A 26203-nucleotide genomic window follows, 5' to 3' on the forward strand; every position below is an offset into this window, starting at 1 on the left:
GAGATGGAAAAGGAGGCAACTTAACGATGGCACAGATTTTGAAGGTCGCTATGCCTAAAGGTCGGATTTATGAAAAGGCTGCTGAGCTGTTCCGCCAGGCAGGTCTCCCGATTCCACCAGATGGTGAGGCATCCCGCAAGCTTGTTATTCCACTGCCTGAGGCAGGGATGGAGTTTATATTAGCGAAACCAGTAGATGTACCTACATATGTAGAATATGGTGTGGCGGATATTGGAATTGTGGGCAAGGACGTTTTGCTGGAGGAAGATCGTGATGTATATGAGCTGCTTGATCTTGGCATTGCTCGATGCCGTATGTCGATCATTGGATTGCCGAACTGGCAGCCGGGAATTCAGCAGCGTGTGGCGACGAAATATCCGAATGTAGCATCAAAGTATTTCCGGGAGCAGGGACAACAGGTCGAGGTTGTGAAACTAAATGGTTCGATTGAGCTTGCACCGCTGATTGGTCTCGCCGATCGTATCGTGGATATGGTAGAAACCGGGCAAACGCTGCGGGATAATGGGTTAATTGAAATGAAGAGTATTTTCGAAATTACGAGCCGCCTTGTGGCGAATCGTGTGAGCTATCGGATGAAAAATGAAGAGATACAGCAGCTGTGTGACCGACTGCAGGCGGTTATAGGGGAACCTAATTTGCGGTAGGTGGCAAGAGACGTTAAGGGGTAAAGGGAGGAACCAGCGATGAAGGTTGTATCGAGCAAGGATTTTAAGCTAGAGCGAGAAGTGGAGTATGGAACACCGGAGCAAAATAAGGCGGTAAAGGAAATTGTGGCCGCTATTAAAAAAGAAGGAGACACGGCGCTTCTTCGCTACACAGAGCAATTTGACGGTGTTGCGCTTACGCCTAATCAGCTACGGGTAACCCCGGAAGAGCTTCAGGCGGCATATGGTCGAGTAGAAGAATCTTTCGTATCCGCTATTCAAGCGGCCGCAGCAAATATCCGGGCTTTTCATGCTAGACAGAAACGGAATTCGTGGATGGATCTTCAGCCCGATGGCACGATTCTGGGACAGATTATTCGTCCGCTGAAGCGGGTAGGGGTATATGTTCCTGGCGGTAAGGCAGCTTATCCTTCCTCGGTGCTGATGAACGTGATCCCTGCACAGATCGCAGGCGTGCCGGAGATCGTTATGGTAACCCCGCCATCCACCGGCGGCAAAGAAGGAATTGATCCTTACATCCTGGTAGCTGCCGCAGAAGCAGGTGTGAATGAAATCTACCGTGTGGGCGGAGCGCAGGCGGTAGCTGCTTTGGCTTTTGGGACGGAGAGCATAGCACCGGTAGATAAGATATGTGGACCCGGCAATATATACGTTGCGCTGGCGAAACGCGAGGTATATGGCGCCGTGGACATCGACAGTATCGCGGGACCAAGCGAGATTGTCGTGCTCGCAGATGAGACCGCTGAGCCGGCTTATGTCGCAGCGGATCTGCTCTCGCAGGCCGAGCATGACGAGATGGCCTCAGCGATTCTAGTCACGCCATCGCAGAGCTTGGCGGATAGCGTGGCTGCCGAAGTGGAGCGTCAGCTACAGGAGCTGCCGCGACAGGCGATCGCCCGTTCATCCGTAGAAAATTACGGGGCGATCATTGTTGTGGAATCTATGGAGGAAGGAATCTCCGTAGTGAATCGGTTGGCACCAGAGCATCTAGAGATTGTTGTCGAGGATCCGATGGGTCTTGTGGGCAGCATCGAGAATGCTGGAGCGATCTTCCTAGGATCATACAGCTCCGAGCCCGTGGGCGATTATTTTGCCGGACCAAATCATATTATTCCGACCAATGGTACAGCACGGTTCTCGTCACCAGTGGACGTGGATGATTTTATAAAGAAATCAAGTCTGATCTATTACAGTAAGGAAGCCCTCCTTCGAGATGGGAAGACCATTATAGAGCTGGCACGTCGCGAAGGCTTAGAAGGTCACGCACGAGCTATTGAGATTCGATTAGAGAATGAAGGAAAAGGTGGAGACGGATATGGAGAACAATAATGAACAGGCCTTGCGCCAGTCGGGGCTAAGCCGTAAAACAAACGAGACGGATATCAAGCTGTCTCTTAACGTAGATGGAAGTGGAGTTTCCGAGCTGGAGACGGATGTTCCTTTTTTGAATCATATGCTGGATTTGTTTACGAAGCACGGTCAGTTTGATCTATCTGTACAGGCCCGTGGAGATATCGAAATTGATGATCACCACACGGTTGAAGACATTGGGATCTGCCTAGGTCAAGCATTGTACGAAGCACTAGGTGATAAAAAAGGAATCAAACGTTATGCGAGTGTTTTTGTACCGATGGATGAGGCGTTGGCACAGGTTGTAATCGATATTAGCAATCGGCCGCACTTTGAATATCGCGCAACGTATCCTTCACAGCAGGTGGGCAGCTTTTCGACGGAGCTTGTTCAGGAGTTCTTATGGAAGTTCGCACTGGAAGCTCGGATTACGCTGCATGTGATCGTACACTACGGTTCTAACACACATCACATGATTGAGGCTGTATTCAAGGCTCTCGGACGTGCGCTCGATGAAGCGACACTGATTGACCCGCGTGTGAAGGGTGTGCCTTCTACGAAGGGAGTGCTGTAGCATGACTGTTGCAATCGTCGATTATGGCATGGGCAACCTGCACAGTGTGAGCAAGGCGGTAGAACGTCTCGGTTATGAGTGTGTTGTGACAGGGGATGCCGAGCAAATTCTCGCTGCTGATAGTGTCATTCTGCCAGGTGTCGGTGCATTTGGCGATGCGATGGAGCAGCTGCGGGAAAGCGGTTTGGATCTAGTGGTCAAACAGGTAGCAGCCGGAACCCAGCCGCTGCTTGGCATTTGTCTTGGCATGCAGCTGCTATTTAGCAGCGGTGAAGAGCATGGCAGCCATGAGGGACTTGATATTCTCTCAGGTTCGGTGGTGAGGTTCGCTCCTAGAGATGGCTATAAAGTACCGCATATGGGATGGAACAAGCTGAGTTTTACACAACCTCAAAGCCAGTTGTTTGATGGTCTTGATGAGGGGCATGTGTATTTCGTTCACTCTTATCACGCGATTGTAGCGAAAGAGAGCGATTTGCTGGCTGTCACCGATTATGGTTACCCAGTCACAGCTATTGTGGGGCAAGATAATGTGTTCGGTATGCAGTTCCATCCGGAGAAAAGCGGGGAGCTGGGCATCAAGCTGCTGGGGAATTTTTTGAAATTAAAGGGAGAGCGGGCGTAAGCCGCGCTATAAATATAATGTAACGAAAGTGGGGAGCGCCAAATGTCTTCTTTTATTGTATATCCGGCGATTGATATCCGGGATGGAAAATGTGTCAGGCTGCAACAAGGGGATTACAGTCAGGAAACGATATACAATGATAGTCCACTGGAGGTGGCAAAATCATGGGAAGAGCAAGGCGGAAAGTTCATTCATTTGGTGGACTTGGACGGTGCGAAAGCAGGTCATCCTGTGAATGATGCGATTATCGGCGCTATTGCTGCTAATGCTAATGTGCCTGTTCAAGTGGGCGGTGGCCTTCGTAATCTTGCGGACGTGGAAAAATTGCTCGGACTTGGCGTTAGCCGCGTTATTATCGGCACTGCTGCAATTAATGACCATGCTTTTACCGAAGCGGTATTGGCTAAATACGGTGATAAAGTAGCTATCGGCATTGATGCGCGCAACGGGTTTGTTGCGACACACGGCTGGTTGAACACCTCTGAAGTACGGGCCGAGGATCTTGCTAAGGAACTGGCTGCAAAAGGAGCGGAAACGTTCATTTACACCGATATCTCCCGCGATGGGATGATGCAGGGTCCAAACGTGGAGGGCATTGTGTCCATGGCGAAGGTCAGCGGCAAAACGGTGATCGCTTCCGGCGGAGTCACCAGTCTTGATGATCTGTTACGTCTAAACGTGCATAGCGGTAGCGGTGTGGGTGGAGCTATTGTTGGCAAGGCGTTGTACACGGGCAATATCGATCTTTCCAAAGCTTTGCAGGCACTCGGGCAGAAGTAGTGCTGATTATGTGCGTTAGTTGACGAACCTGACTAATTAACTCGTTCTTACTCTGTGAAAAGTCTCATTTAGGGGTGCTGGTTGCATTTTGTGCAATAGAACGCTGAAATAGGCTTATAAGCCACCAGCTGCCGAGCGACTAAGTTGGTAGAACGGGACATTACTCCTCAGATGGATGATATAAGTGTACTTCATACAACTATTATTCCAGTTAGGAGCGTGTTTGCTAATTTAATTGTATTTCGTGCAGCTATAAATGAGAGTTGAGCTTATATCTAAGCTCATTCCCAGATTTAATTGTACGAAATGCAGTTAAACGCCTGGTTTGCTTTACCGACGATGAAATAACTGTACGTTGTGCAACTAAATGAGTCGATTATTTCATGAGCGCGAGCCCACAGGCCGCCTATATGAATGTGGTCTTGCAGGTGTCGCGAGTCCGTCGTCCTGCTAGGAGCAAGAGTCGTGGAAACATAGTGATTATAGAGTGAGTATTGAAGTTGGTCTCGCTTATGCCAACAATCCGGATGTCCAGAGGGCCGTAGCCCTTGGTGCCCCCCTTGGCTAAGGGGGATCGAAATGTTTTAGGGAAACACATGGAAAGGAGGAACATCTAATGTTAGCAAAACGTATCATCCCCTGTCTTGACGTTAAGGATGGACGGGTAGTCAAAGGCGTTAACTTTGTGAATTTGCGTGATGCCGGAGATCCGGTAGAATTGGCGGCGCTGTATGACCGTGAGGGCGCGGATGAACTGGTGTTTCTCGACATTTCTGCTTCTGTAGAAGGTCGAGCGACTATGATTGAAGTAGTGCGGCAGACCGCAGGTGAAATCGCCATTCCTTTCACAGTGGGTGGAGGGATCTCTACACCTGATGATATGAAGCGGATCCTACGTGCAGGCGCAGACAAAATCGGTATTAATACGGCAGCAATTACTAATCCACAGTTAATTCTAGAAGGTGCACGCCGTTTTGGCTCTCAATGTATTGTGGTAGCAATAGATGCTAAATATAACGAGGCCTTTGGTGAATGGGAAGTGTACACGCATGGTGGTCGCAAGCCCACTGGTATCCGTGCTTTGACCTGGGCCAAGGAAGCTGAAAAGCTGGGTGCAGGTGAGATTCTACTCACTAGTATGGATGCAGATGGTACAAAAGATGGCTTCGATTTGAAGCTGACCTCAGCAGTAAGCGATTTGCTCAGCATTCCTGTGATTGCTTCCGGCGGCGCTGGGAAGAAGGAGCATTTTTACGATGTATTTACGGAAGGGAAAGCCGATGCGGGACTGGCGGCGACCATTTTTCACTATAAAGAGATTGCTATTGATGACTTAAAGGCAGACTTGAAGCAAAAAGGGGTAGAGATCCGATGAGCGAAACAGAAAAGAATACATCCAGCCAAAAAGAAGCGCTGTCCGGCATTCGTTGGAATGAAGCAGGGTTGGTGCCTACCGTTGTGCAGGATGCTAACACACTAGAAGTTTTGATGGTTGCTTATATGAATTCGGAATCATTACAGCTCTCGCTGGAAAGTGGTCAGACATGGTTCTGGAGCCGCTCACGCAGTGAGCTTTGGCATAAAGGTGGAACCTCAGGCAACACACAAGCGATCACATCCATATCTTATGATTGTGACAGCGATACATTGCTCGTGAAGGTTGTTCCTGAAGGACCGGCTTGCCATACTGGAGCTACGTCGTGTTTTTTCCGTGAGATTCCTTTGAATAACCAAACCAAGGAAGCTCAAAAATCGTCTCCTGGTAATACAGATGGCGAGCGTTTTGCTGTTCTTGGTGAGCTGGAGCGCGTGATTGCTGAGCGGGAAGTAGAGCGTCCGGAAGGTGCGTATACCACTTATTTGTTTGATAAAGGCGTGGATAAAATCCTCAAAAAGGTAGGCGAGGAAGCCTCCGAGACCATTATTGCCGCCAAAAATAAAGATAACGCCGAGCTGCGTCTTGAAGTTAGTGATCTGATCTACCACTTACTAGTACTGCTGCAGGAGCGCAAGCTTCCGCTGGATGAGATCATGGAAGAATTGAGTACCCGCCACGAGCGCCCACGCCGGGACCAGTACTAGGGAGGGAACTGACGGATGCATATCGATTACCACACGCATCATGAGCGCTGCGGTCATGCCGTGGGCAAGCTTGAGGAATATGTGCAGCGTGGGATAGCGCTTGGACTGCAGCAGTTAGGGTTGTCGGACCACTTGCCGCTCATCCATGTCGATCCCGCTAGCTATTACCCTGAAATGGCTATGCCAATGGCTGAACTGCCTCGTTATGTGGAGGAATGCCTGACGCTGAAGGAACGCTACCGAGGAGTCATAGATCTGCGGGTGGGGCTGGAAGCGGATTATATTGAAGGCTACGAAGATCAAATTCGTGAGATTTTATCTCCTTACCCATGGGATTATCTGATAGGTTCCGTGCATTTTCTTGGGGAATGGGATATCACAGACCATCGACAGGTTCATGGCTGGGAAGGCAAGGATGAACTAGAGGTATATCGTCTTTATTATGATGCTGTAAAGAAGTCGGCGTTATCAGGATTATATGATATTATAGGACATATGGATGTTATTAAACGGTTCGGTTATGGTCCACAGACACCAGAAGGAAAAGCAGAGGTGAAAGCGCTGGAGCTGGATACCTTAAAGGTTATAGCGGATAGCGGCATCGCCATGGAGCTGAATGCTTCAGGACTTTCCAAACCATGTGCTGAGATGTTCCCGGCGGAACACCTGCTACAGGAGGCTTTTAAGCTCGGTATACCGCTTACGCTCGGCTCGGATGCACATGACCCTGCCAAGCTTGGTGACGGCTTGCAAGAGGCACGCAGCATGCTGTGGCACACAGGTTTCCGTGAACTGGCTGTATTTGAGGGACGCCGCCGTATCGCTGTTCCGTTCAAACTATAATTTATAATCCGCAGGAGGGTATTATGCATCATCAACAATTACGTATTTTTTCCGGTTCGTCGAATCCAAAGCTGGCAGCAGATATTGCAGAGCGACTTGGTGTTGAATTGGGGCAGATTAAGCTGACCCGTTTCATGAGCGGCGAGATTTACGTGCATTACGAAGAGAGCATCCGGAACTGCGACGTATTTTTGGTGCAATCCCTATCCCATCCCATTAATGAGATGTTCGTGGAACTGCTCGTGATGATAGATGCCGCCAAACGGGCATCGGCGCGTACAGTTAACATTATTGTACCGTATTATGGATACGCTCGGCAGGAACGTAAGTCTGCACCTCGTGAACCGATCTCGGCTAAGATGGTAGCGGATGTACTTACGACCGCGGGCGCAACCCGTGTGATCACTATTGATTTGCATGCAGCGGCAATTCAGGGCTTTTTCAACATTCCGGTCGATCATCTGACTGCACTTGATTTGATCAGCAGCCATTTGAAAGCCAAGGCTATGTCTGATTTGGTCATTGTCTCCCCGGATGCCGGACGTGCATCTATGGCTGAGAAGCTGGCGAATAAGCTGGATTCCCCTTTTGCCATTATGATTAAGAAGCGTCCTGCCCATAATGAATCGGTAATCACTCATGTCATTGGCGATGTCGAGGGACGTACACCGATCATTATCGAAGACCTGATTGATACAGGAACTACCATTGTGAATGTCGTAGAGGGTTTGAAAGAGAGAGGTGCGAAGGACAGTATCGTCTGTGCGACGCATGGATTGTTCTCAGGACCTGCGTTGCAGCGGCTTGACCATCCTTCTGTTCAGGAAGTGGTCATTACCGATTCTATCGCGCTGCCAGATGATCATTCAAGTCGGTTTACGGTCTTATCGGTTGCACCGATGCTTGCGCAAGCAACACGTATTATTCTTGAGGGCGGTTCGATCGACAAGCTTTTCAGAGACGCGGGAATTTAATTCCCCGTCTTTTTTATTTTTTACTTGAAAAAGTTGCTGTTAATGGAGTGGTAGAGTCTTTCTCAACTTGAGAATCTCGCGGTCACATGTGGTATACTGTGTGAAGATAGCCGCACCCATAAAGGGAACGGAATAGCGATTAAGTTTGGAGCTCCGGTATACCCTATTGGGCGCCGTTCTCCTATTTTTTCGTTAGTATAAGGAAGCTTCTTATAAGGGGGTGCCTTGCTTCCATGATGGAGAGAACTTCAGAGTATGATGCGGAGAATGGTAATGTTATTCCTGTCACTCTGAATGCCAATTTTTTCTTTGAAAGAGCCGTTCGGTCCTTGGATCGCTTTCAATATGATAAGGCATTAAAGAATTTTCGCAAAGCTGTAGAGTACGAACCGGAGAACCCGGTAAATCATTGCAACGTAGCAGGCGTATTATCAGAGATGGGTAATTATGAGGCGTCTAATGACATTTTGACCCATGTCTTAGAGAATATTGATCCTGGAATGACGGAATGTTATTTCTATATGGCTAACAACTTCGCCAATATGGAAAGCTATGAGGAGGCCGAACGTTCACTCGTTACTTATCTCGAAGAAGATGTGAACGGTGAATTTCTGGCCGAATCAGAAGAATTGATGGAACTTCTGCAATATGAGCTGGATCGTCCTGCACCGCTTATCCGGATTAGAAGCCGGGAAGGGGTAATAGAGCATGAGCGGGCCCGAGCGCTGTTGGAAGAAGGCAAGTTTACACAAGCCGTAACTTTGCTTGAAGAGATTGTGAGCAATACGCCAGACTTCTTGGCGGCGCATAACAACCTAGCCCTTGCGTATTTCTATATGGGGCGTTTCACCAAAGCCAAAGAATGCATCATGCGGGTGCTTGAACAGGACTCAGGGAATTTACATGCACTCTGTAACTTGGCGATCTTTCTGCAGTATGAAGGTGACCGCGGGCAGCTAGCTGGATTGTTACGTCTGTTAGAGACAACTATTCCTTTTCACCAGGAGCATTTGTTCAAAATGGCCACTACCATGGGGATTCTGGGACGGCATAGAACCGCCTACGGTCATTTTCGACGCCTGCTGAAGGATGAAGAAGTCGGCGGTGACGCCAGCTTGTACCATTATTGTGCAGCGGCAGCTAGCAATAGTGGTCTGTACACAGAAGCTCAGCGTTGCTGGCAAAAAGCTGCTAAGCTGGATCCGGAATCGGCTGTGCCGAGGTTTTTTCTGGCTCAGCTGCAGCAAGCGCAGGGAGAAGGTAAAGTGCTCTCTCCTATTAGCTACAACTATCAGCTCCCATTCCAAGAGCAGCTGAAGCTGTGGAAAGACAATAAGGGCAGCTTTGCTGAAGAGGTGCGGAACAATCCACTGCTTCGATCTTCTTTCTTCTGGGCGCTTCGCTACGGCGATGCCAATACGAAGCTTCAGGTTACGGAAGCTCTGCGCTGGATCGAAGATGAAGAAATGTCCGAGATTCTGCAAGGACTTTTGAAGCAACAGCCTTTACAGGAAGAAAAGCTTCAAGAAGCCGCACTTCTCAGTCTGCAACGGCTGATTGGTAGTGTTCCGGAGGAAAAGGTACTTCAGGAAGCCAAAGAAACGCCTACTGCACGTCTGAAGGGATTGCCGGAATGGAGAGAAGATTGGCAAAAAGTCATTGATCAGACAGTAAGTATAATGGACCGGAGATTCGATGCCGTCCAGAAAAAGGATGCTGAATTACTCTGGAAGCAATTCGTGAGCAGCATATATCCGGATGTTCCTTTTATCCGACAAACGGAAGGCTGGTGTGCGGCCTTAGAGTATCTGATCGCAAAAATGCATAACCTTCCAGTCACCTACCGTGAGGTAGCTCAGCGTTACAACGTTTCTGTATCGATGGTCAGTCGCTATGCCCGGCGTATCGATGATGAATGTAGCTTTCAGGGAAGTGTGAGCGACAGTCTTCCCCCATTTACTGAGAATATCTAAATTATTAATGCAGTATTTCGTAGAGACGGAGCCTTCTTTCTAATGAGGGCCCGTTTTCTTCAAAATATAAGGAGGTACAAGTTCTACACCTTTACTTTATGTCTTATATTTCTCACTTAAACGCTTATCGTTCTTATAAGGACACCGAAGGCGTTTAGGCTTGAAATAAATCCTATTGTGAGGAGGCCACTGTTATGTACAAAACGATTGTAATCGGAACAGGCCCGGCCGGGCTTACTGCTGCTATTTATTTGGCACGTGCCAACCTTAACCCACTTGTAATTGAAGGTATGCAGCCTGGTGGACAACTGACAACGACAACGGAAGTGGAGAACTTTCCAGGTTTTCCAGAGGGGATTCTCGGCCCGGATTTAATGGACAACATGCGGAAGCAGGCTGAACGTTTTGGTGCTGAATTCAAGAATGGTTGGGTGGACTCCGTGGATTTTTCACAGCGTCCATTTAAAGTTACAGTAGATGGATTGGGTGTATTAGAGGCAGAGTCGGTGATTATCTCTACCGGTGCTTCTGCCAGATATTTAGGAATACCAGGGGAGCAGGAGAATGTAGGCCGTGGGGTCAGCACTTGTGCTACTTGTGACGGTTTCTTCTTCCGTAATAAGAAGATCATCGTGATCGGTGGTGGAGACTCCGCGATGGAGGAAGCCAGCTTCCTAACAAGATTTGCTTCCAGTGTAACCGTGGTTCATCGTCGTGATGAGCTTAGGGCTTCGAAGATTATGCAGGATCGCGCACGTGACAACAGTAAGGTTGCGTGGGCGCTTAATCGCACACCGCTTGAGGTTACAACGGATGAGTCCGGTGTTAAAGGGCTAAAGGTTAGGAACAATGAGACAGGTCTTGAGGAACTCATCGAAGCAGACGGAGTATTTGTCGCGATTGGACATACGCCGAATACGGGTTTCTTGGGTGGTCAGATTACCACGGATACTAACGGTTATATCGTGGTGAATCCAGGTACTACTGAAACGAACATTCCAGGCGTATTTGCTTGTGGAGACGTACAGGATACCCGTTATCGCCAAGCGATTTCTGCAGCAGGCACTGGCTGTATGGCAGCAATGGACGCTGAGAAATATCTTGAAGGCACAATGGTGCATGACTGGAGCGAAAACCTGGGTAGTTAATAGCTAAGTTTAATCGGAATGATTTCAAGCAGGTGATCCTTATCTTAAAGGGCCGCCTGCTTTTTTGTGATGGTTAAAATAACTGTAACAATATCCTTCAAAAAATGACTTGCGCATTTTTAAAATAGGTTTACAATAAGATTGTAATGTTAACGTGAACATTATATTAAAAAGTAATTATCTTTAGAATTAATTATAGTTTATTTTGTTATTGATAAGAAATTATAAAACCAATAAATGTTCACGTTAAACTAAATGCAACTCCCATTATGATTATAAAGGAGAGCAGCAAATCTCATGAGCAGAAAATTCATGGATGAGAACTTCTTATTGTCCAGTGAGACAGCAATTCAGCTGTTTCATACCTATGCGAAAGACATGCCGATTATCGACTATCATTGCCACCTCAGTCCACAAGAGATTTATGAGAACAAGACGTTTAATAATATTACCGAAGCGTGGCTGTATGGTGACCATTACAAATGGAGAGTGATGCGGGCAAATGGTGTAGAAGAGAAATACATTACCGGTGACGCCAGTGACTATGATAAATTTCTAGCCTGGTCCAGAACCGTTCCTAAGATTATCGGGAACCCGCTTTATCATTGGACACATTTAGAGCTGCAACGTTTCTTTGGTGTATATGATCTGCTAAATGAGGCTAATGCGCCGAAGATTTGGGATGAAGTGAATAATCAGCTGCAAGGGGAAGGGTATGGAGCAAGAGATCTAATTGTTAGATCGAAAGTCACTGTTGTATGCACCACAGATGACCCTGTAGATACTCTGGAATATCATGAAAAAATCAGTCACTTGAGCGGATTCAATGTCAGCATAGTTCCGGGGTTCCGTCCAGATAAAGCCCTTGAAATCAATCGTCCTACCTTCAAGCCTTGGGTAGCTCAGCTAAGCGAAGTCTCAGGAATGGATGTTGAAAATTATGGTCAGTTTCTAGAAGCATTGGAGAGTAGAGTGAGATTCTTTCATGCCAGAGCGGGCCGTGTATCCGACCATGCTTTGGATGCAGTAATGTTTGAGCCAGCTACCTTGGAGGAAGCTGCGGCAATATTTGCTAAGGCGCTTCGTGAAGGCACTGTAAGCGAGAGTGAAGAAAAGAAATATAAAGGGTTCACACTTGTGTTCCTAGGTAAATTATATAGCGAGCTGGATTGGGCAATGCAATTCCATATTCATGCGCTGCGCAATAATAACAGCGTAATGTTCGGACGTCTCGGTCCTGACACGGGTTATGATTCCATCAATGATGGTGTGATTGCTAAGCCGCTGGCAGGTCTACTGGATGCGCTGGATCGTGAGAACGCGCTGCCTAAAACAATTTTGTACTCACTGAATCCAAATGATAATCATGTCATTGCCGGGTTAATGGGCTGCTTTCAAGGAGGCGGAATTCCAGGAAAGATTCAATTCGGAACGGCATGGTGGTTCAATGACAATAAGGATGGCATGCTGGAACAAATGAAGACGCTCGCCAACCTTGGTGTACTTAGCCAATTTGTCGGGATGCTAACAGACTCCAGAAGCTTTTTATCGTATACCAGACATGAGTACTTTAGAAGGATTCTATGTGATCTTATAGGCTCCTGGGTAGAGACTGGAGAAGCCCCAGATGATATGGAACTGCTGGGCGGTATGGTTGAGAACATCTGTTACAATAACGCTGATCATTATTTTAATTTCTCGAAACAGGCATTGGTGACTAGGTAATCGTTATGATATCCTTACATGGAATAGCCAAACCCGTTTGATAAGGAAGGTTGACCCATGGCACCTACAATCAAGGATATCGCCAAACTGGCGAATGTTTCACATACAACTGTATCAAGAGCACTTAACAACAGTCCCCTAATTAAAGAAGTTACACGTAAAAAAATCGCCGAGATCGCTGCGCAAGTGGGTTATGTCCCCAATTACAATGCTAAAAGCCTTGTGATGCAGCGATCATACACCATTGGCTTGTTCTTCACGAGTATCGCCAACGGCACAACGTCTGGTTTCTTCTCTGACACGATTCGTGGTGTAAATAGTGTCATAGATGTAGAGTATAATCTGTTCATCCGTGGGATCGATGATTATGCGGAATATTCCTCTATTCATCGCAAACGCTTTGATGGAATTATTCTAATGAGCCAGAGTGAAGCAGATAATAAATTCATTTACCATGTGGTCCAGCAAGGCATTCCAATCGTTGTGCTGAATCGGCAGATAGATGACCGTTCCATTATTAACATCATCTCGAATGACCGGGAAGGTGCTTATCATGCAGGAAAACATCTAATTGAAGCCGGGCATCAAGACATTGCGATTATTGAAGGCGTAGAGGGTTTTAAATCCACGCAGGAACGCAGAGACGGTTTTATAAAAGCATTGATTGACCATAATATCCCTGTGCGTAACGACTATATGAAAAGTGGTAATTACGATATGCAAAGCGGATATGAGGCGATGGGCAAGCTGCTGGATTTAGAAAAACCACCAACGGCAGTATTTTGTTCCAATGACGATATGGCAATCGGAGCTATGAAATCTGTGTTCGAGCGAGGGCTGCAGGTGCCGAAGGATGTCTCTATTGTTGGTTTTGATGATATTGGTTTTTCGCTTTTTGCGAATCCATCGCTTACCACGGTAAAACGTCCGATTGAGAAGATCAGTGAGCAAGGTGCACGCCAGTTGTTAAGCTTAATCAAGGAACCTACAGAACAAGATGGACGAATCTCGATCGAGACAGAGCTGATTGAGAGAGAATCGGTTAGGAAGCTGTCAAAATAGTAGGTGGACGCATATGGCCCCCAATCCTTTACAATGGTAAAGGGTTTTAGATAAAATTTTCACGTGTGCATAAATCCATAAAAATAACAATATAAATAATACATTATATAGTTTGTTTAATTAGTTTATCGTGTGCATTAATAAATGGGAGGCGTTTACATTGAAAAAATTGAATAGCGATAGTTGGAAAGCCTACAAGCAATACCCCGAAAAGGTCCTGCAATTTGGTGAAGGCAATTTCATGCGCGCTTTTGTAGATTGGCAGATTCATACGATGAATCAAAAAACGGATTTTAATGGTGGAGTGGTGGTTGTACAACCGCTGGGCAACGGACTTGCAGAAATGCTAAATGCCCAGGACGGTCTATATACGCTTTATCTCCAAGGAATCAAAGACGGAGTAGCGGTAAAAGAACATGAGGTCATCAACTGTATTACGAGAACGCTTAATCCTTTTGCCCAGCATGAGGAGTATATGAAGCTTGCCGAGAATCCAGAGCTGCGCTTTATCGTATCCAACACCACTGAGGCGGGAATTGCTTTTGAAGCAGGCGACAAGTTAACCGATGCTCCGCAGAGCAGTTTCCCGGGCAAGCTGACAGCCTTATTATATAAACGTTTTGAATTTTTTAATGGGGATGCTTCTAAAGGTTTTATCATCATTCCATGCGAACTGATTGACCGAAATGGTGATGAGCTTAAGAAGGTTATTTTAAAATATGCGGACCTTTGGAATCTTGGAGAGGGCTTTGTAGACTGGTTGAACGAAGCCAACACCTTCTGCTGCAGTCTGGTGGATCGCATTGTTCCCGGATATCCAAGAGACACTATCGCCGAGATAACAGAAGAACTCGGTTATGAGGATAAGCTGGTCGTTGTCGGCGAGCAATTCCATCTTTGGGTGATTGAAGGGCCACAGTGGATTAAAGAGGAGTTCCCTGCTGAATTAGCAGGTCTTAATGTACTGGTAGTCGATGATATGGCGCCTTACCGGACTCGTAAAGTTAGAATTTTAAATGGAGCACACACAGCTATGACACCAGTAGCCTATTTGTACGGCATTGATACGGTTGCCGAGGCAATTGAGCACGAAGAGGTTGGGGCCTACGTGAAGTCCTTAATCTATGATGAGATCATTCCGACACTGGATCTGCCAGCAGAGGAATTGAATTCTTTTGCAGACGCGGTATTGGAACGGTTCTTGAATCCTTATGTGCAGCATTACTTGATGAGCATCTCCCTTAACGCTATCTCGAAATTTAAGACAAGAGACCTGCCTTCTTTATTGCAATATGTAGAGTCCAAGGGACAATTGCCTGAGAAGCTTGTTTTCTCATTGAGCGCACTGATTGCCTTCTATAAAGGACGTAGAGGGGATGAAGAAATTAAGCTTGCGGATGATGCGGATATTTTGGAATGGTTCGCTTCCTTGTGGGGAGGATGGGATGGCACAGACTCTGGGTTACGCGCACTAACTGCTCAGGTACTGGCGGCAACGAATCGCTGGGGTTGTGATTTAAATGAAGTTGCGGGGCTGACTGACAAGACAGCAGAAGGGCTAATTGCAATTGAGCGAGTAGGAATGAAGCAAGCGCTGCAAACGTTCGTGAAGAGACCTGCGCACAATTAATACACAGGAGGTGGATAACGATATGATCAAGACCATGAAAGAGGTACTACAAATCAATGATGCTGATAACGTAGCGGTTGCATTGAAGGACTATAAGGCAGGCGACACTATCGTAATTGGTTCAAAAGAGATCAAGATTACAGAAGATATCGCCAGAGGTCATAAAATTGCATTAACCCGCATTAGCGAAGGCGAGAATGTGTTGAAATATGGTTATCCGATCGGTCATGCCAACGCGCCTATTGCGCCTGGTGAATGGGTGCATACCCATAATACGAAGACCAACCTAACAGGGGTAGAGGAATATACGTTTGAGCAGAAGCTGATACCGAATCCTTTTGCCGCTGAGAATTTGACCTTTAAGGGGTATCGTCGCTTTGATGGAACTGTAGGTATTCGCAATGAGCTGTGGATCGTGCCTACAGTTGGTTGTGTGAATGGAGTGGCGGAACAGATCATCAATATTTTTAAGGCAGAGGTTGGCGATATCGCTCCGTTCGATAACGTGCTGGTACTGAAGCATAACTATGGTTGCTCTCAGCTGGGTGATGACCATGATAATACTCGTACGATTTTGGCTAATGCGGTTAAGCATCCAAATGCGGGCGCCGTACTTGTGCTCGGACTAGGTTGTGAGAACAACAATCTGCATATTTTTAAAGACATGCTGGGTAGTTACGATGAGGATCGTGTGCGTTTTCTTGTCTCGCAAGAGGTTGGCAATGAGATTGAAGAAGGCGTAAAGCTGCTGAAGGAACTCTACAATAACGTACAAGGTGATCATCGGGAAGAAGTCTCGCTCTCTGAGCTGAAAATCGGTCTGAAATGTGGAGGCTCCGACGGTTTGTCCGGTATTACTGCGAATCCTCTGCTAGGACGTTTGTCTGATTATATGGCTGCTCAAGGCGGTACAACTGTACTGACTGAAGTGCCCGAAATGTTTGGCGCCGAAAAGATTCTGATGGAGCGTGCGGCAGACGAAGCTATTTTTCACAAAATTGTCGATCTTATCAACGACTTTAAGCAGTATTTCATGGACTATAAACAACCGGTATATGAAAATCCTTCCCCAGGCAATAAAGCAGGGGGTATTACTACGCTTGAGGATAAATCTCTGGGCTGCACTCAAAAATCCGGTAATTCTACGGTAATGGATGTACTCAAGTACGGAGAGCTTATCACTAACAAAGGACTAAATCTTCTTAACGCACCGGGTAATGACCTAGTGGCTTCGTCGGCTCTGGCTGCTGCTGGCTGCCAATTGGTGATCTTTACGACTGGTCGGGGGACACCATTTGGTACATTTGTGCCAACGATGAAGGTATCGACGAATACACCTTTGTATGAAGGCAAACGTCACTGGATTGATTTTAATGCAGGTGTGTTGGTCGAAGACGGTTCTCCAGATGAGGTCCTGCGTGACTTTATTAACTACATTATCAGCGTGGCTAGTGGGGAATGGGTAAACAATGAGAAGAATAACTTTCGTGAGATTTCCATATTTAAAACAGGAGTAACGCTATAATAAATCAATATTTACGAATCAAACTGTCCCTTATGCTTTTTAAGCGTAGGGGGCAGTTTTTTTTAGTTTCGGACTATACATAATCCTTCTTTAAAAAGAACGATAATTGCATTCTTCTAATTTAGTGACTGCAATCACAATCGCCCCATACGGCCTGTGCTAATCTGTTGTTGAGAATAGTTCTCACACAAAGGAGAATAGTCCAATGGAAAAAGTGCTGCGAATGGATGAGTCCATCTTCGAGATGGTATCAAGGCATCCGGAGGTCGTTGAGATTATGGTAGAGCTGGGCTTTAAGGATATTGCTAAGCCAGGTATGCTGCAGACCGCTGGCCGTTTCATGACCTTATCCAAAGGAATCAAATTGAAGAAAATGGATCTAGACACCGTGAAGTTAGCATTTGAACGACATGGCTTCGAGATTATGAAATAAAGACATCTATCATCAAAATATCATTAAGGAGAGATCAATAATGAGTGAACTGATAAACAACCGCGAGGTTGATGTACCGGAGCAAACTCGTCGCCAAGCCATGCTCAAGGAGATTATTAAAGAACTGCATGCAGGCAAAAGCGTTGAAGAGGTTAAGGCACGCTTCGAGGAAGCTGTAGGCGATGTTACCGTAGCGGAAATCTCAGCTTTGGAGCATTCATTAATGACCGAAGAGGGGATTCCGGTATCCGAGGTACAGCGGCTTTGTTCGGTCCATACAGCGATTTTTAAAGGCTCTATTGAGCAAATTCACCGTTCATCTAAGCCTGAGGAGCAGCCAGGGCATCCAGTACACACCTTCAAGCTGGAAAACCGCGAGATAGAAAGACTTGTGAACTTCCGTTTAGATTTACACGCAACCAAATTTCAGAAGAACGACAGTGAAGAGCTTATCTTCAAGTTATTGGAAGATTTAAGCTTATTGCTAGATCTTGATAAACACTACAGCCGTAAAGAGAATCTGCTATTTCCTTACCTTGAAAAGTATGGGATTTATGGACCGACCAAGGTCATGTGGGGAGTCGATGATAATATCCGCCGTATGATAAAAGAGGCCAAAGCAGCACTTAGCGCGTATAACGGAAACGCTGCAGAAATTGGGGCTCAAGTTACGGAGATTATCCAGGAAGTGAATGAAATGATCTTTAAAGAAGAGAATATTCTACTACCTATGGCGCTGGACAAACTGACTGAAGACGAATGGGTCAAAATCGCTCGGGAGAGCGATGAGATTGGTTTCTGTCTAACCGCACCGGAGCAGGAATGGGTCCCAGAGCGCGCCGCAGAGCCGGAAGGTGCAGTGCTGGGAGAAGCAGAGGGAGTAACTCCGCAAGAAGGGTTCATACGCTTTGAGACAGGGCTGTTGTCACTGCATCAGCTGGAGACCGTACTCAATCATCTGCCGGTAGATCTGACATTCATTGATGAAAATGATGTTGTGCGATATTTTTCACACGGCAAGGAACGTATCTTTGCCCGAACTAAGGCAGTTATCGGCCGTACGGTACAGAACTGTCATCCGCCTCAAAGTGTTCATGTGGTGGAGAAGCTTCTGGAAGATTTTAAGGCAGGACATAAGGACGCTGAGGACTTCTGGATCAACATCAAGGATAAATTTATTTATATCCGTTATTTCGCTGTCCGCGACGAGACAGGCCGGTATATGGGAACGCTAGAGTTTACACAGAATATCGCACCCATCCGTGCACTGGAGGGGCAGAAGCGTATTCTATCAGAATAATGGGTGCTAATGGAAAATTTCCAGATAATAATATGGAAAGAAGACTCTCTTGCTTTGGCGCAAGAGGGTCTTTTTAGAATATAATAGAGTATACTATTGAAATAAGGAATTCCCGGGTGTGTTGTCTTTCCTTGACCACAGAGGGGGCTTCTATTATAGTTGGTACTTAGGATTAACTATTTTAGTATAAAAAAAGGTGGCTTGTTACATGTCTGAGAATATCTACGTTGGCGTGGATTTGGGTGGAACTGCAATTAAGGTTGGAATCTGCAATGCTGAGGGAACTCTACTACATACTTATGAGGGACCAACAGGAACTGCAGAAGGTGTCGATACTGTTATCGATAATATCGAGAAGTATGTACGCCAAATTGTGGAGGATTCCCCGTACTCTTGGGATCAGCTTGCAGGTGTAGGCGCGGGCGTAGCAGGGTTCACAAATATTCGTGAAGGAATCATCATTCTTGCGCCCAACATAGGATTTAAAGATGTGCCGATTCGCTCCATTTTGGAAGATCGCTGGAACAAGCCTGTCAAAATAGACAATGATGCGAACGTGGCTGCGCTGGGTGAAGCTTGGAGTGGTGCAGGTCGCGGGATTGAGAACTGTGTTTGCTATACCCTTGGAACAGGTGTGGGTGGCGGAATCATTATTAATGGAAAAATTTATCAAGGTTTCGCGGGTCTAGCGGGCGAGCTTGGCCATATCACTGTAGTGCCGGATCTGGAAGCTATTCAATGTGGTTGTGGCAATATGGGATGTCTGGAAACCGTTTCCTCTGCTACAGGTATTATTCGTATGGCTAATGATGCAGTCGCTCGTGGTGATCGTACTTCCCTTTCTCAGGTAGAGAAGATTGCAGCGAAGGAAGTATTTGATGCGGCTAAAGCTGGTGATGAGGTAGCGATTCGTATAGTAAACCGTGCAGCTTACTATCTGGGTAAATCTATGGCTTCTGTTGCGGCCGTGCTTAACCCTGAGGTCTTTATCATTGGTGGTGGTGTGTCTAAAGCTGGAGATATTCTATTTGATGAAGTTCGTCGCGTGTTCGCTAAGCTCGCACCAGCTCCGCTTCAGACGGGTGTTTCGATTATCCCTGCGGAGCTTGGCAATGATGCAGGTATTGTTGGTGCTGCAGGCCTTCTGCTTCGTTCTTAAAAGATAGGGAGTATTCATATACTAATTTAGGGAGGGGACGCTTTAATGACCGAATTGGACAATACTCCAACGGCTGGAGCCACCCTGATCATTATTACCGGAATGTCAGGTGCGGGTAAGACAATTGCTGTGCAGAGTCTGGAAGACCTAGGGTTCTTCTGTGTCGATAATTTACCGCCGGTGCTGATCCCTAAGTTTGCAGAACTGATTGAGCAGTCGAAGGGTAAGATCGCCAAGGTAGCACTTGTGATTGACCTGCGCGGCCGGGAATTCTTCACTGCTTTGTCCGAGTCTCTAGCCTATATCAAAGATGAGTCAACCATTGGCTGTGAAATCTTGTTCTTGGATGCTACGGATTCGGTACTTGTGCAGCGTTACAAGGAAAGCCGGCGTCATCATCCTCTAGCACCCAAGGGACTTCCGCTTGACGGTATCAAGCTGGAACGTAAAATGCTTGAGGAATTAAAGAATTCAGCCACATTATGTCTGGATACTAGCAGTATGAAACCAGTGCAGCTTAAAGAGAAGATTGTATCTCGGTTCTCGCATTTAGGAAAAAGCACACTTTCCGTCAATATTACATCGTTCGGATTTAAGTATGGTATTCCTATTGATGCAGACCTCGTCTTCGATGTTCGCTTTTTGCCTAACCCACATTATGTGGATCACCTGCGGCCAAAAACAGGGCAGGACAGCGATGTCTATGACTATGTAATGAAGTGGCCTGAAACACAGGTGTTCCTGACCAAACTGCTCGATATGCTTCATTTCTTAATTCCGCAATATCGTAGAGAAGGTAAATCCCAGATTATTATCGGCATTGGCTGTACAGGCGGAAAACACCGTTCAGTAGCCATTTCGGAATATTTGGGTAAAATGCTGGGCGTCAGCGAAACGGAATCCGTAGCGGTTAGTCATCGCGATTCCGAGCGTGATCGGCACTAATGAGAGAAGGGGTCCATAGTGGCTGAAGAACAAAGACAGCGTCCACGTATCGTCGTTATGGGCGGTGGTACGGGGTTATCTGTCATGCTTCGCGGCTTAAAAGAAAAGCCGCTAGATATTACAGCTATAGTTACGGTAGCGGATGATGGAGGAAGCTCGGGCATTTTGCGCAGTGAACTGCAAATGCCACCTCCTGGGGACATCCGTAACGTATTAACAGCTATGGCTGATGTGGAACCGCTCATGGCGGATATTATGAGATATCGTTTCAACACGGGTGAAGGCTTGGCGGGTCATAGTCTTGGTAATCTAATCCTTGCTGCGCTTACAGATATATCTGGCGATTTTGTCACAGCTGTTCGCGAGCTTAGCCGATTATTTGCTGTTCGTGGACGGGTATTGCCCGCTGCGGGAGATGCCGTTGTGTTACGTGCAGAAATGTCGGACGGTACGATTATCACAGGTGAGTCTAAGATACCGGAAGCCGGCGGGATCATCAAACGGGTATCTTTGGAGCCTGCTGATGTGGAACCGTTGCCTGAAGCACTTGAAGCGATTCGAAACGCTGATGCGATTCTTTTGGGACCGGGGAGTCTCTATACGAGCATTCTTCCGAACCTACTTGTTCCAAAGCTAGCAGAAGCTGTTGTATCTTCGGATGCAATCAAAATCTTTGTCTGCAATGTAATGACTCAGCCTGGCGAAACGGATAATTATACCGTAAATGATCATCTACAAGCCGTTTATGATCATATTGGAATTCATTTATTCGATTATGTTATTGTCAATGACGGTGAAATTCCAGAGCAGGTTCAGACGAAGTACGCAGAGAAGGGTGCACGTCCGGTACAACTCGACAAGGATGTACTAGATGGCAGTGGGTATAAAGTCATCGCGGATAAGCTAGTGTTATTCCGAACTTACTTAAGGCATGATACCGATAAACTTAGTCATCATATCTACCAGCTTGTGCAAGACTGGATAAACAGGAACCCTAGAGTATAACTTAAAAATATAAGAAAATATAAGTTTTAAACCTATACTTTCTTATATTTCTCGCATAAACGCTTACCGTCTTTAAAAGGACGCCGAAGGCGTTTATGCTTGTATATATGAATGACGTACTTATTTCAGAAAGAGGTGAGACCCTTGTCTTTTGCGGCCCTTACCAAAAAAGAGCTGACGATGGTGGAGAGTGAGCCCTGTTGTGAGAAGGCGGAAATGTCAGCACTTATCCGTATGAATGGATCTGTGCAGCTTTCAAGCAAAAAGGTTATTCTCGACATTTCGACGGAGAACGCCGCGATTGCAAGGCGGGTATATTCTTTGCTTAAGAAATATTACCAGGTCCATATTGAGCTACTCGTGCGTAAAAAAATGCGTTTGAAGAAAAATAACGTTTATATCGTTAGAATTCCTAGTCGCGTACAGGAGATCCTAAATGACCTCAGAATTGTGTCCGAAGGATTTATTTTTACCGACGGTATTGATAAAGAGATTGTTGGGAATAACTGCTGTAAGCGTGCTTATTTACGCGGTGCCTTTTTGGCGGGCGGATCGGTTAATAATCCGGAGGGTTCCTCTTACCATTTGGAGATTTCCTCGATGTATGAGGAGCATTGTAAGGCGCTTGTCGATCTAGCTGGTGAATTTCACCTAAACGCACGCTGCATTGAACGTAAAAAAGGGTTCATTCTATACATTAAAGAAGGCGAGAAGATTATCGAATTCTTAAGTTTGATCGGGGCGCATCAAGCGTTGTTCAAATTTGAGGATGTAAGAATTATGCGGGATATGCGTAATTCCGTGAATCGGATCGTGAACTGCGAGACCGCGAATCTCAATAAAACGATAAGTGCCGCGGTGCGGCAGATTGAAAATATCAAACTGCTGCAGCGAGAAGTAGGACTGGAGAGCTTGCCGGATAAATTGCGAGAAGTTGCGGAAATTCGAATGGCACATCCAGATATCAACCTTAAAGAGGTTGGTGAAATGCTGAAAGGTACAGTTAGTAAGTCCGGAGTAAATCATCGGCTTCGTAAGATTGATGAACTGGCGGACAAGGTTCGCGGCGGCTAGTCACTTTTTTTCTAGTGTGCTTTACGTTATAATGATATAATAATATAAAATTAATGTGAAATTTTTGGGGAGAACTCAATTAGGGGGTAAGCGTTTCATGACAAAGCACCCGGTAGTTGTTCGGTTGAAGACAGGGCTACACGCTCGACCGGCAGCATTGTTTGTGCAAGAAGCTAACAAGTTTTCGTCGGAGATTTTCGTGGAAAAAGACGATAAAAAAGTAAACGCCAAAAGTATTATGGGTATTATGAGCCTAGCGATCAGTTCCGGCACGGAGATCTATATCAGCGCGGATGGTGCAGACGCGGATCAAGCTGTAAACGCTTTGACGAGTCTCGTCAGCAAAGAAGAGCTTGAGAACCAATAATCTTTTGAAATGACTTTTTATCGCATGACTAAAAAGCCCCTAGGGGCTTTTTTTAATACCAAAAAATAGATTTACGTGTGCAACATTTACCAAAAAGACTCGTCTAGAGGATAATAACAAATCACAAAAGGTGAAAGGGGCTGGCAAATATGAAAGGTTTGGTTAAAAAGATTGGTTCAGTGTTGATCGTAGGGAGTTTGTTAATTGGAGGGATTAGCATGAGTGGTGCCTTCCAAGGCCCTGCAAAGGCTTACGCAGATGAAGTGCAGAAAAATGTCGTTAGTGTAGTAGGTAAAGGCGAATTGTCCATCAAGCCGGATATTGTATACTTGTCCATCGGTGTAGATACTACGGCTGCAACTGCACAAGAAGCGCAAAAAACAAATGCTGCTAAAATCCAAAAGATCACTACACTACTGAAAGGGACTTGGAAAATCGCAGACAAGGATATTCAAAGTACCCAATTTTATGTGCAACCCAACTATAGTTATAGCGAAAAAGAAGGACAGCAAGTGAAGGGATACAACGCGAACCATACGCTGTTAGTGTCTTATAGAGATCTGACCAAGGTTGGTGAATTGCTGGATGCTGCATCTGCGGCAGGGGCAAATAATATCGGAAATGCACGTTTTTCAGTGGAAGATACTTCTGCCTTTGAAGCTCAGGTGATTGAAAAGGCGATGGCGAACGCAGATGTTAAAGCAGGAGCTATTGCTAAGGCAGCTAGACGTAGCTTGGGTCAAGTAATCACGGTCAGCCAAAATGATGGTAATGTTACTCCGGTTTATTTTGAACAGAATCTAAAAATGGAAATGGCTGCAGCAGATGCTGGTGCAAGCACATCCGTTCAACCAGGAGTAGTTAAAGTTACAACACAGCTGAGCGTAATGTATGAATTGAAATAGTAGCAGAACAAGATGGGTGTAGAGAGGAGAGGTGCTCTTCCGCTAGTAATAGTGGGGGGGCCTCTTTTTTTGTGTAAAATCTCTAAGATTATGTTTAATAAACTGGAAAGGGGAGGAAAAATATGATGATGAATATCTCAAAAGAAATAGTACGCAAATGGGGCATAGGCTTGATGTCGGCGGGGTTATTGCTTGGTGGAGGATTACTGCCCGTTGAGACTGGTTATGCAGCATCGGGTCAGACAAAGAGTGTGGCTATTGCTTCAAGTATAGTTTTGAAGGCAAACGGGATGATTTCTCAGCAGACAGGTATTTTGCAGGAAGGCAAGGCATGGGTGCCGATCACCTTTATGCGTGATGTGCTGCGATTACCACTTACTTATGATAAAAAAGAAAATGTATATACGATTGGAAAGGGAACGATAAAAACTAAGTTCATGTTATCTAGCTATGGAAATTCTATTTGGGTGAACAATTATTACATTCGAGAATATGAAGGAAAGCTAATTAACAATCGGCTTTATGTTCCATCAGGCCTGTTGAATGATTATTTGGGTTATAAAGTGGATTGGAGTCGGGACTCTGGTAGGCTGAACGTGGTGAACAGACCACTGAACGTGCTGACAGTAACCACTGAAACCTATGCTAAGGATCGGCAAGAGGCTTTTATCCAGCTTGATTATCCGAAGATCAGTGGATTAAGTAATTTCAATGCGCAGCAGGCAATTAATAATACCTTGAAGGAAAGTGTTATGAAATTTGCGGCTGGTGCAGAACAGGATATCTCCGATCGGACCGGGTCAGAGCCTAAGTATACCTATGATATAGATTATGTGGTGACCTACAATCAGAATGGTGTGATCAGTTTAGTGATGTCGCAGTATAGCGATACGGGCGGCGCTCATGGCATGACAAATCGTGAGGCATTTACTTTCTCACTTAAGGATGGCAAACGTCTATTGCTGGGTGATTTGTTTGGCGCTAACCCCAACTACAAACAACAGTTAAATGCCAAGCTGAACAAGCTGGTAAAAGCAGAGGGAAGTTACTTGGGAGGGTTCAACGGATTGAATACCGAGAAGTATTTTTATCTGAAGGATGATAAGGTTGTTCTATTCTTTCAATTGTACGAATACACAGCTTACGCTGCAGGGTTCCCGGAATATACCTTTACATTCAAAGAACTGTTGCCCGAAGGCGATAGCCCATTTGCTGCTATAAAGTAATAAGAGGAGTCTTGACCGCTGCTGCCAGCACTGGACATCTCCCCCTTACCAGAATCATCGCTAATTCATATGCTAAAGGGAGTAACTAGTTTATGAACGGGGGAGAGCTATGAGCTATCAATATACTGCAATTGGCGATTCCTTGACGACTGGATTTGGCGCTCTGCCAGGTAACGGTTTTGTACCGGTATACCGTAGAATGGCAGAAGGGAGACTGCGTTCTAATGTAGTCTCTACGAATTTAGGCGTGAATGGATTGACTACTTCTGAACTGGAACAGCGGTTACGTGGGAGTTCTATGACTCGCGAGGCTATACGAGCAGCAGACATCATCACTTTATCCATCGGTGGCAATGATTTAATCCATGCTGCGAAGGCTGCAGCTAGACAACCTGAAAATTTATCAAAAGAGCTACGAAGATCACTACAGGAATGCAAACAAAATTTTGCTGCAATTATGAGTATTCTCTTTCAATTGAAGGCGGGAACACGTAGACCTTTTATCATTCGAATTGTGGGATTGTATAATCCCTATCCTCAGGTAGTAGGCGCTACAGAGTGGGTGCGGCAGTTTAACGGTTATGCCTCGCAGTACAGTAGCCGAGTATGTGGATTTGCTTCTATTTATAGTCAATTTGCCGGAAATGAAAGAGGGCTATTATCGATTGACCACTTACATCCCAATGGCCGAGGCTACCGTGTGATTGCTGACAAACTCGATTCACTTGGTTATGGCGGTTTGATTTAATTGAGGTTCAAGTGTAGTTGTGGTCTAAAAAGTAAAGAGGCTGTGCGCTAACCATCAAGTGGAT

The 26203-nt window shown here is 45.9% G+C and carries 25 protein-coding genes; all 25 read left to right on the forward strand.

Going from position 1 to position 26203, the window contains the following annotated elements:
- The first annotated feature begins 26 nt into the window (after window positions 1–26).
- On the forward strand, window positions 27–665 hold the full coding sequence (gene hisG, locus NST74_RS00825) for an ATP phosphoribosyltransferase (RefSeq protein WP_042123270.1): 639 nt from the start codon (window positions 27–29) through the stop codon (window positions 663–665).
- Window positions 666–704: 39 nt separating this feature from the next.
- The gene (hisD, locus tag NST74_RS00830; RefSeq protein ID WP_341110005.1) at window positions 705–2015 is read left to right on the forward strand and encodes a histidinol dehydrogenase; all 1311 of its coding nucleotides are present in this window, start codon (window positions 705–707) and stop codon (window positions 2013–2015) included.
- Window positions 2002–2610, forward strand: coding sequence for an imidazoleglycerol-phosphate dehydratase HisB (gene hisB / locus NST74_RS00835; RefSeq protein WP_042123275.1), 609 nt, complete (start codon window positions 2002–2004; stop codon window positions 2608–2610). Before hisD ends, hisB begins: the two co-directional genes overlap by 14 nt.
- Before the next feature lies 1 nt (window position 2611).
- The gene (gene hisH, locus NST74_RS00840) at window positions 2612–3235 is read left to right on the forward strand and encodes an imidazole glycerol phosphate synthase subunit HisH (RefSeq protein WP_341110006.1); all 624 of its coding nucleotides are present in this window, start codon (window positions 2612–2614) and stop codon (window positions 3233–3235) included.
- A 42-nt stretch (window positions 3236–3277) separates the two neighbouring features.
- Window positions 3278–4015 (forward strand): 1-(5-phosphoribosyl)-5-[(5-phosphoribosylamino)methylideneamino]imidazole-4-carboxamide isomerase, encoded by a 738-nt coding sequence (gene hisA / locus NST74_RS00845; RefSeq protein WP_339288765.1) that lies wholly within the window; start codon window positions 3278–3280, stop codon window positions 4013–4015.
- 616 nt (window positions 4016–4631) lie between these two features.
- Entirely contained in the window at window positions 4632–5390 is a 759-nt protein-coding gene (gene hisF / locus NST74_RS00850) for an imidazole glycerol phosphate synthase subunit HisF (protein ID WP_341110008.1), read from the forward strand.
- Entirely contained in the window at window positions 5387–6097 is a 711-nt protein-coding gene (hisIE, locus tag NST74_RS00855) for a bifunctional phosphoribosyl-AMP cyclohydrolase/phosphoribosyl-ATP diphosphatase HisIE (protein ID WP_341110009.1), read from the forward strand. The genes hisF and hisIE overlap by 4 nt, the downstream gene beginning before the upstream one ends.
- 15 nt (window positions 6098–6112) lie before the next feature.
- The gene (hisJ, locus tag NST74_RS00860) at window positions 6113–6940 is read left to right on the forward strand and encodes a histidinol-phosphatase HisJ (RefSeq protein ID WP_341110010.1); all 828 of its coding nucleotides are present in this window, start codon (window positions 6113–6115) and stop codon (window positions 6938–6940) included.
- 23 nt (window positions 6941–6963) lie between these two features.
- Window positions 6964–7914 carry a ribose-phosphate diphosphokinase gene (locus tag NST74_RS00865; protein WP_042123288.1) on the forward strand — a complete coding sequence of 317 codons (951 nt, stop codon included), beginning with the start codon at window positions 6964–6966 and terminating at the stop codon, window positions 7912–7914.
- 233 nt (window positions 7915–8147) lie between these two features.
- Window positions 8148–9887 (forward strand): tetratricopeptide repeat protein, encoded by a 1740-nt coding sequence (locus tag NST74_RS00870; RefSeq protein WP_341110011.1) that lies wholly within the window; start codon window positions 8148–8150, stop codon window positions 9885–9887.
- A gap of 194 nt (window positions 9888–10081) precedes the next feature.
- The gene (gene trxB, locus NST74_RS00875) at window positions 10082–11035 is read left to right on the forward strand and encodes a thioredoxin-disulfide reductase (RefSeq protein WP_341110012.1); all 954 of its coding nucleotides are present in this window, start codon (window positions 10082–10084) and stop codon (window positions 11033–11035) included.
- 297 nt (window positions 11036–11332) lie between these two features.
- Window positions 11333–12760 (forward strand): glucuronate isomerase, encoded by a 1428-nt coding sequence (uxaC, locus tag NST74_RS00880; protein ID WP_042123295.1) that lies wholly within the window; start codon window positions 11333–11335, stop codon window positions 12758–12760.
- Window positions 12761–12817: 57 nt separating this feature from the next.
- Complete coding sequence (locus NST74_RS00885) at window positions 12818–13822, forward strand: LacI family DNA-binding transcriptional regulator (RefSeq protein WP_042123297.1); 1005 nt, start codon at window positions 12818–12820, stop codon at window positions 13820–13822.
- Between the two features lie 160 nt (window positions 13823–13982).
- Entirely contained in the window at window positions 13983–15452 is a 1470-nt protein-coding gene (locus tag NST74_RS00890; RefSeq protein WP_341110013.1) for a tagaturonate reductase, read from the forward strand.
- A gap of 34 nt (window positions 15453–15486) precedes the next feature.
- On the forward strand, window positions 15487–16977 hold the full coding sequence (locus NST74_RS00895) for a UxaA family hydrolase (RefSeq protein WP_341115795.1): 1491 nt from the start codon (window positions 15487–15489) through the stop codon (window positions 16975–16977).
- A gap of 205 nt (window positions 16978–17182) precedes the next feature.
- Complete coding sequence (locus tag NST74_RS00900) at window positions 17183–17410, forward strand: DUF1858 domain-containing protein (RefSeq protein ID WP_341110014.1); 228 nt, start codon at window positions 17183–17185, stop codon at window positions 17408–17410.
- A gap of 40 nt (window positions 17411–17450) precedes the next feature.
- The gene (locus NST74_RS00905; protein ID WP_341110015.1) at window positions 17451–18710 is read left to right on the forward strand and encodes a DUF438 domain-containing protein; all 1260 of its coding nucleotides are present in this window, start codon (window positions 17451–17453) and stop codon (window positions 18708–18710) included.
- 208 nt (window positions 18711–18918) lie between these two features.
- Window positions 18919–19869 (forward strand): ROK family glucokinase, encoded by a 951-nt coding sequence (locus NST74_RS00910; RefSeq protein WP_042123305.1) that lies wholly within the window; start codon window positions 18919–18921, stop codon window positions 19867–19869.
- A gap of 45 nt (window positions 19870–19914) precedes the next feature.
- The gene (gene rapZ, locus NST74_RS00915; protein ID WP_042123306.1) at window positions 19915–20814 is read left to right on the forward strand and encodes an RNase adapter RapZ; all 900 of its coding nucleotides are present in this window, start codon (window positions 19915–19917) and stop codon (window positions 20812–20814) included.
- A 57-nt stretch (window positions 20815–20871) separates the two neighbouring features.
- A complete protein-coding gene (locus NST74_RS00920; protein ID WP_170880206.1) occupies window positions 20872–21819 on the forward strand; it encodes a gluconeogenesis factor YvcK family protein in 948 nt (315 codons plus the stop codon).
- Window positions 21820–21963: 144 nt separating this feature from the next.
- Window positions 21964–22893 (forward strand): DNA-binding protein WhiA, encoded by a 930-nt coding sequence (whiA, locus tag NST74_RS00925; protein ID WP_042123310.1) that lies wholly within the window; start codon window positions 21964–21966, stop codon window positions 22891–22893.
- Between the two features lie 97 nt (window positions 22894–22990).
- Complete coding sequence (locus tag NST74_RS00930) at window positions 22991–23260, forward strand: HPr family phosphocarrier protein (RefSeq protein ID WP_036687106.1); 270 nt, start codon at window positions 22991–22993, stop codon at window positions 23258–23260.
- Between the two features lie 149 nt (window positions 23261–23409).
- Window positions 23410–24165, forward strand: a complete 756-nt coding sequence (locus tag NST74_RS00935; RefSeq protein WP_341110016.1) for an SIMPL domain-containing protein — start codon at window positions 23410–23412, stop codon at window positions 24163–24165.
- Between the two features lie 122 nt (window positions 24166–24287).
- Window positions 24288–25391, forward strand: a complete 1104-nt coding sequence (locus NST74_RS00940; RefSeq protein ID WP_341110017.1) for a PdaC/SigV domain-containing protein — start codon at window positions 24288–24290, stop codon at window positions 25389–25391.
- A gap of 109 nt (window positions 25392–25500) precedes the next feature.
- Window positions 25501–26139: a GDSL-type esterase/lipase family protein gene (locus NST74_RS00945; RefSeq protein ID WP_341110018.1), complete on the forward strand. Its 639-nt coding sequence runs from the start codon at window positions 25501–25503 to the stop codon at window positions 26137–26139.
- Window positions 26140–26203: the final 64 nt, after the last annotated feature.

Origin of the sequence: Paenibacillus sp. FSL F4-0125, from assembly GCF_038008565.1 — a bacterium.
Lineage (GTDB): Bacteria > Bacillota > Bacilli > Paenibacillales > Paenibacillaceae > Paenibacillus_AQ.

What these genes read in the sequence shown, in the direction of transcription:
- hisG (WP_042123270.1), top strand. Translation starts at nt 27, where the DNA reads ATGGCACAGATTTTGAAGGTCGCTATGCCTAAAGGTCGGATTTATGAA.
- hisD (WP_341110005.1), top strand. Translation starts at nt 705, where the DNA reads ATGAAGGTTGTATCGAGCAAGGATTTTAAGCTAGAGCGAGAAGTGGAG.
- hisB (WP_042123275.1), top strand. Translation starts at nt 2,002, where the DNA reads ATGGAGAACAATAATGAACAGGCCTTGCGCCAGTCGGGGCTAAGCCGT.
- hisH (WP_341110006.1), top strand. Translation starts at nt 2,612, where the DNA reads ATGACTGTTGCAATCGTCGATTATGGCATGGGCAACCTGCACAGTGTG.
- hisA (WP_339288765.1), top strand. Translation starts at nt 3,278, where the DNA reads ATGTCTTCTTTTATTGTATATCCGGCGATTGATATCCGGGATGGAAAA.
- hisF (WP_341110008.1), top strand. Translation starts at nt 4,632, where the DNA reads ATGTTAGCAAAACGTATCATCCCCTGTCTTGACGTTAAGGATGGACGG.
- hisIE (WP_341110009.1), top strand. Translation starts at nt 5,387, where the DNA reads ATGAGCGAAACAGAAAAGAATACATCCAGCCAAAAAGAAGCGCTGTCC.
- hisJ (WP_341110010.1), top strand. Translation starts at nt 6,113, where the DNA reads ATGCATATCGATTACCACACGCATCATGAGCGCTGCGGTCATGCCGTG.
- NST74_RS00865 (WP_042123288.1), top strand. Translation starts at nt 6,964, where the DNA reads ATGCATCATCAACAATTACGTATTTTTTCCGGTTCGTCGAATCCAAAG.
- NST74_RS00870 (WP_341110011.1), top strand. Translation starts at nt 8,148, where the DNA reads ATGATGGAGAGAACTTCAGAGTATGATGCGGAGAATGGTAATGTTATT.
- trxB (WP_341110012.1), top strand. Translation starts at nt 10,082, where the DNA reads ATGTACAAAACGATTGTAATCGGAACAGGCCCGGCCGGGCTTACTGCT.
- uxaC (WP_042123295.1), top strand. Translation starts at nt 11,333, where the DNA reads ATGAGCAGAAAATTCATGGATGAGAACTTCTTATTGTCCAGTGAGACA.
- NST74_RS00885 (WP_042123297.1), top strand. Translation starts at nt 12,818, where the DNA reads ATGGCACCTACAATCAAGGATATCGCCAAACTGGCGAATGTTTCACAT.
- NST74_RS00895 (WP_341115795.1), top strand. Translation starts at nt 15,487, where the DNA reads ATGAAAGAGGTACTACAAATCAATGATGCTGATAACGTAGCGGTTGCA.
- NST74_RS00900 (WP_341110014.1), top strand. Translation starts at nt 17,183, where the DNA reads ATGGAAAAAGTGCTGCGAATGGATGAGTCCATCTTCGAGATGGTATCA.
- NST74_RS00905 (WP_341110015.1), top strand. Translation starts at nt 17,451, where the DNA reads ATGAGTGAACTGATAAACAACCGCGAGGTTGATGTACCGGAGCAAACT.
- NST74_RS00910 (WP_042123305.1), top strand. Translation starts at nt 18,919, where the DNA reads ATGTCTGAGAATATCTACGTTGGCGTGGATTTGGGTGGAACTGCAATT.
- rapZ (WP_042123306.1), top strand. Translation starts at nt 19,915, where the DNA reads ATGACCGAATTGGACAATACTCCAACGGCTGGAGCCACCCTGATCATT.
- NST74_RS00920 (WP_170880206.1), top strand. Translation starts at nt 20,872, where the DNA reads ATGGGCGGTGGTACGGGGTTATCTGTCATGCTTCGCGGCTTAAAAGAA.
- NST74_RS00930 (WP_036687106.1), top strand. Translation starts at nt 22,991, where the DNA reads ATGACAAAGCACCCGGTAGTTGTTCGGTTGAAGACAGGGCTACACGCT.
- NST74_RS00935 (WP_341110016.1), top strand. Translation starts at nt 23,410, where the DNA reads ATGAAAGGTTTGGTTAAAAAGATTGGTTCAGTGTTGATCGTAGGGAGT.
- NST74_RS00940 (WP_341110017.1), top strand. Translation starts at nt 24,288, where the DNA reads ATGATGATGAATATCTCAAAAGAAATAGTACGCAAATGGGGCATAGGC.
- NST74_RS00945 (WP_341110018.1), top strand. Translation starts at nt 25,501, where the DNA reads ATGAGCTATCAATATACTGCAATTGGCGATTCCTTGACGACTGGATTT.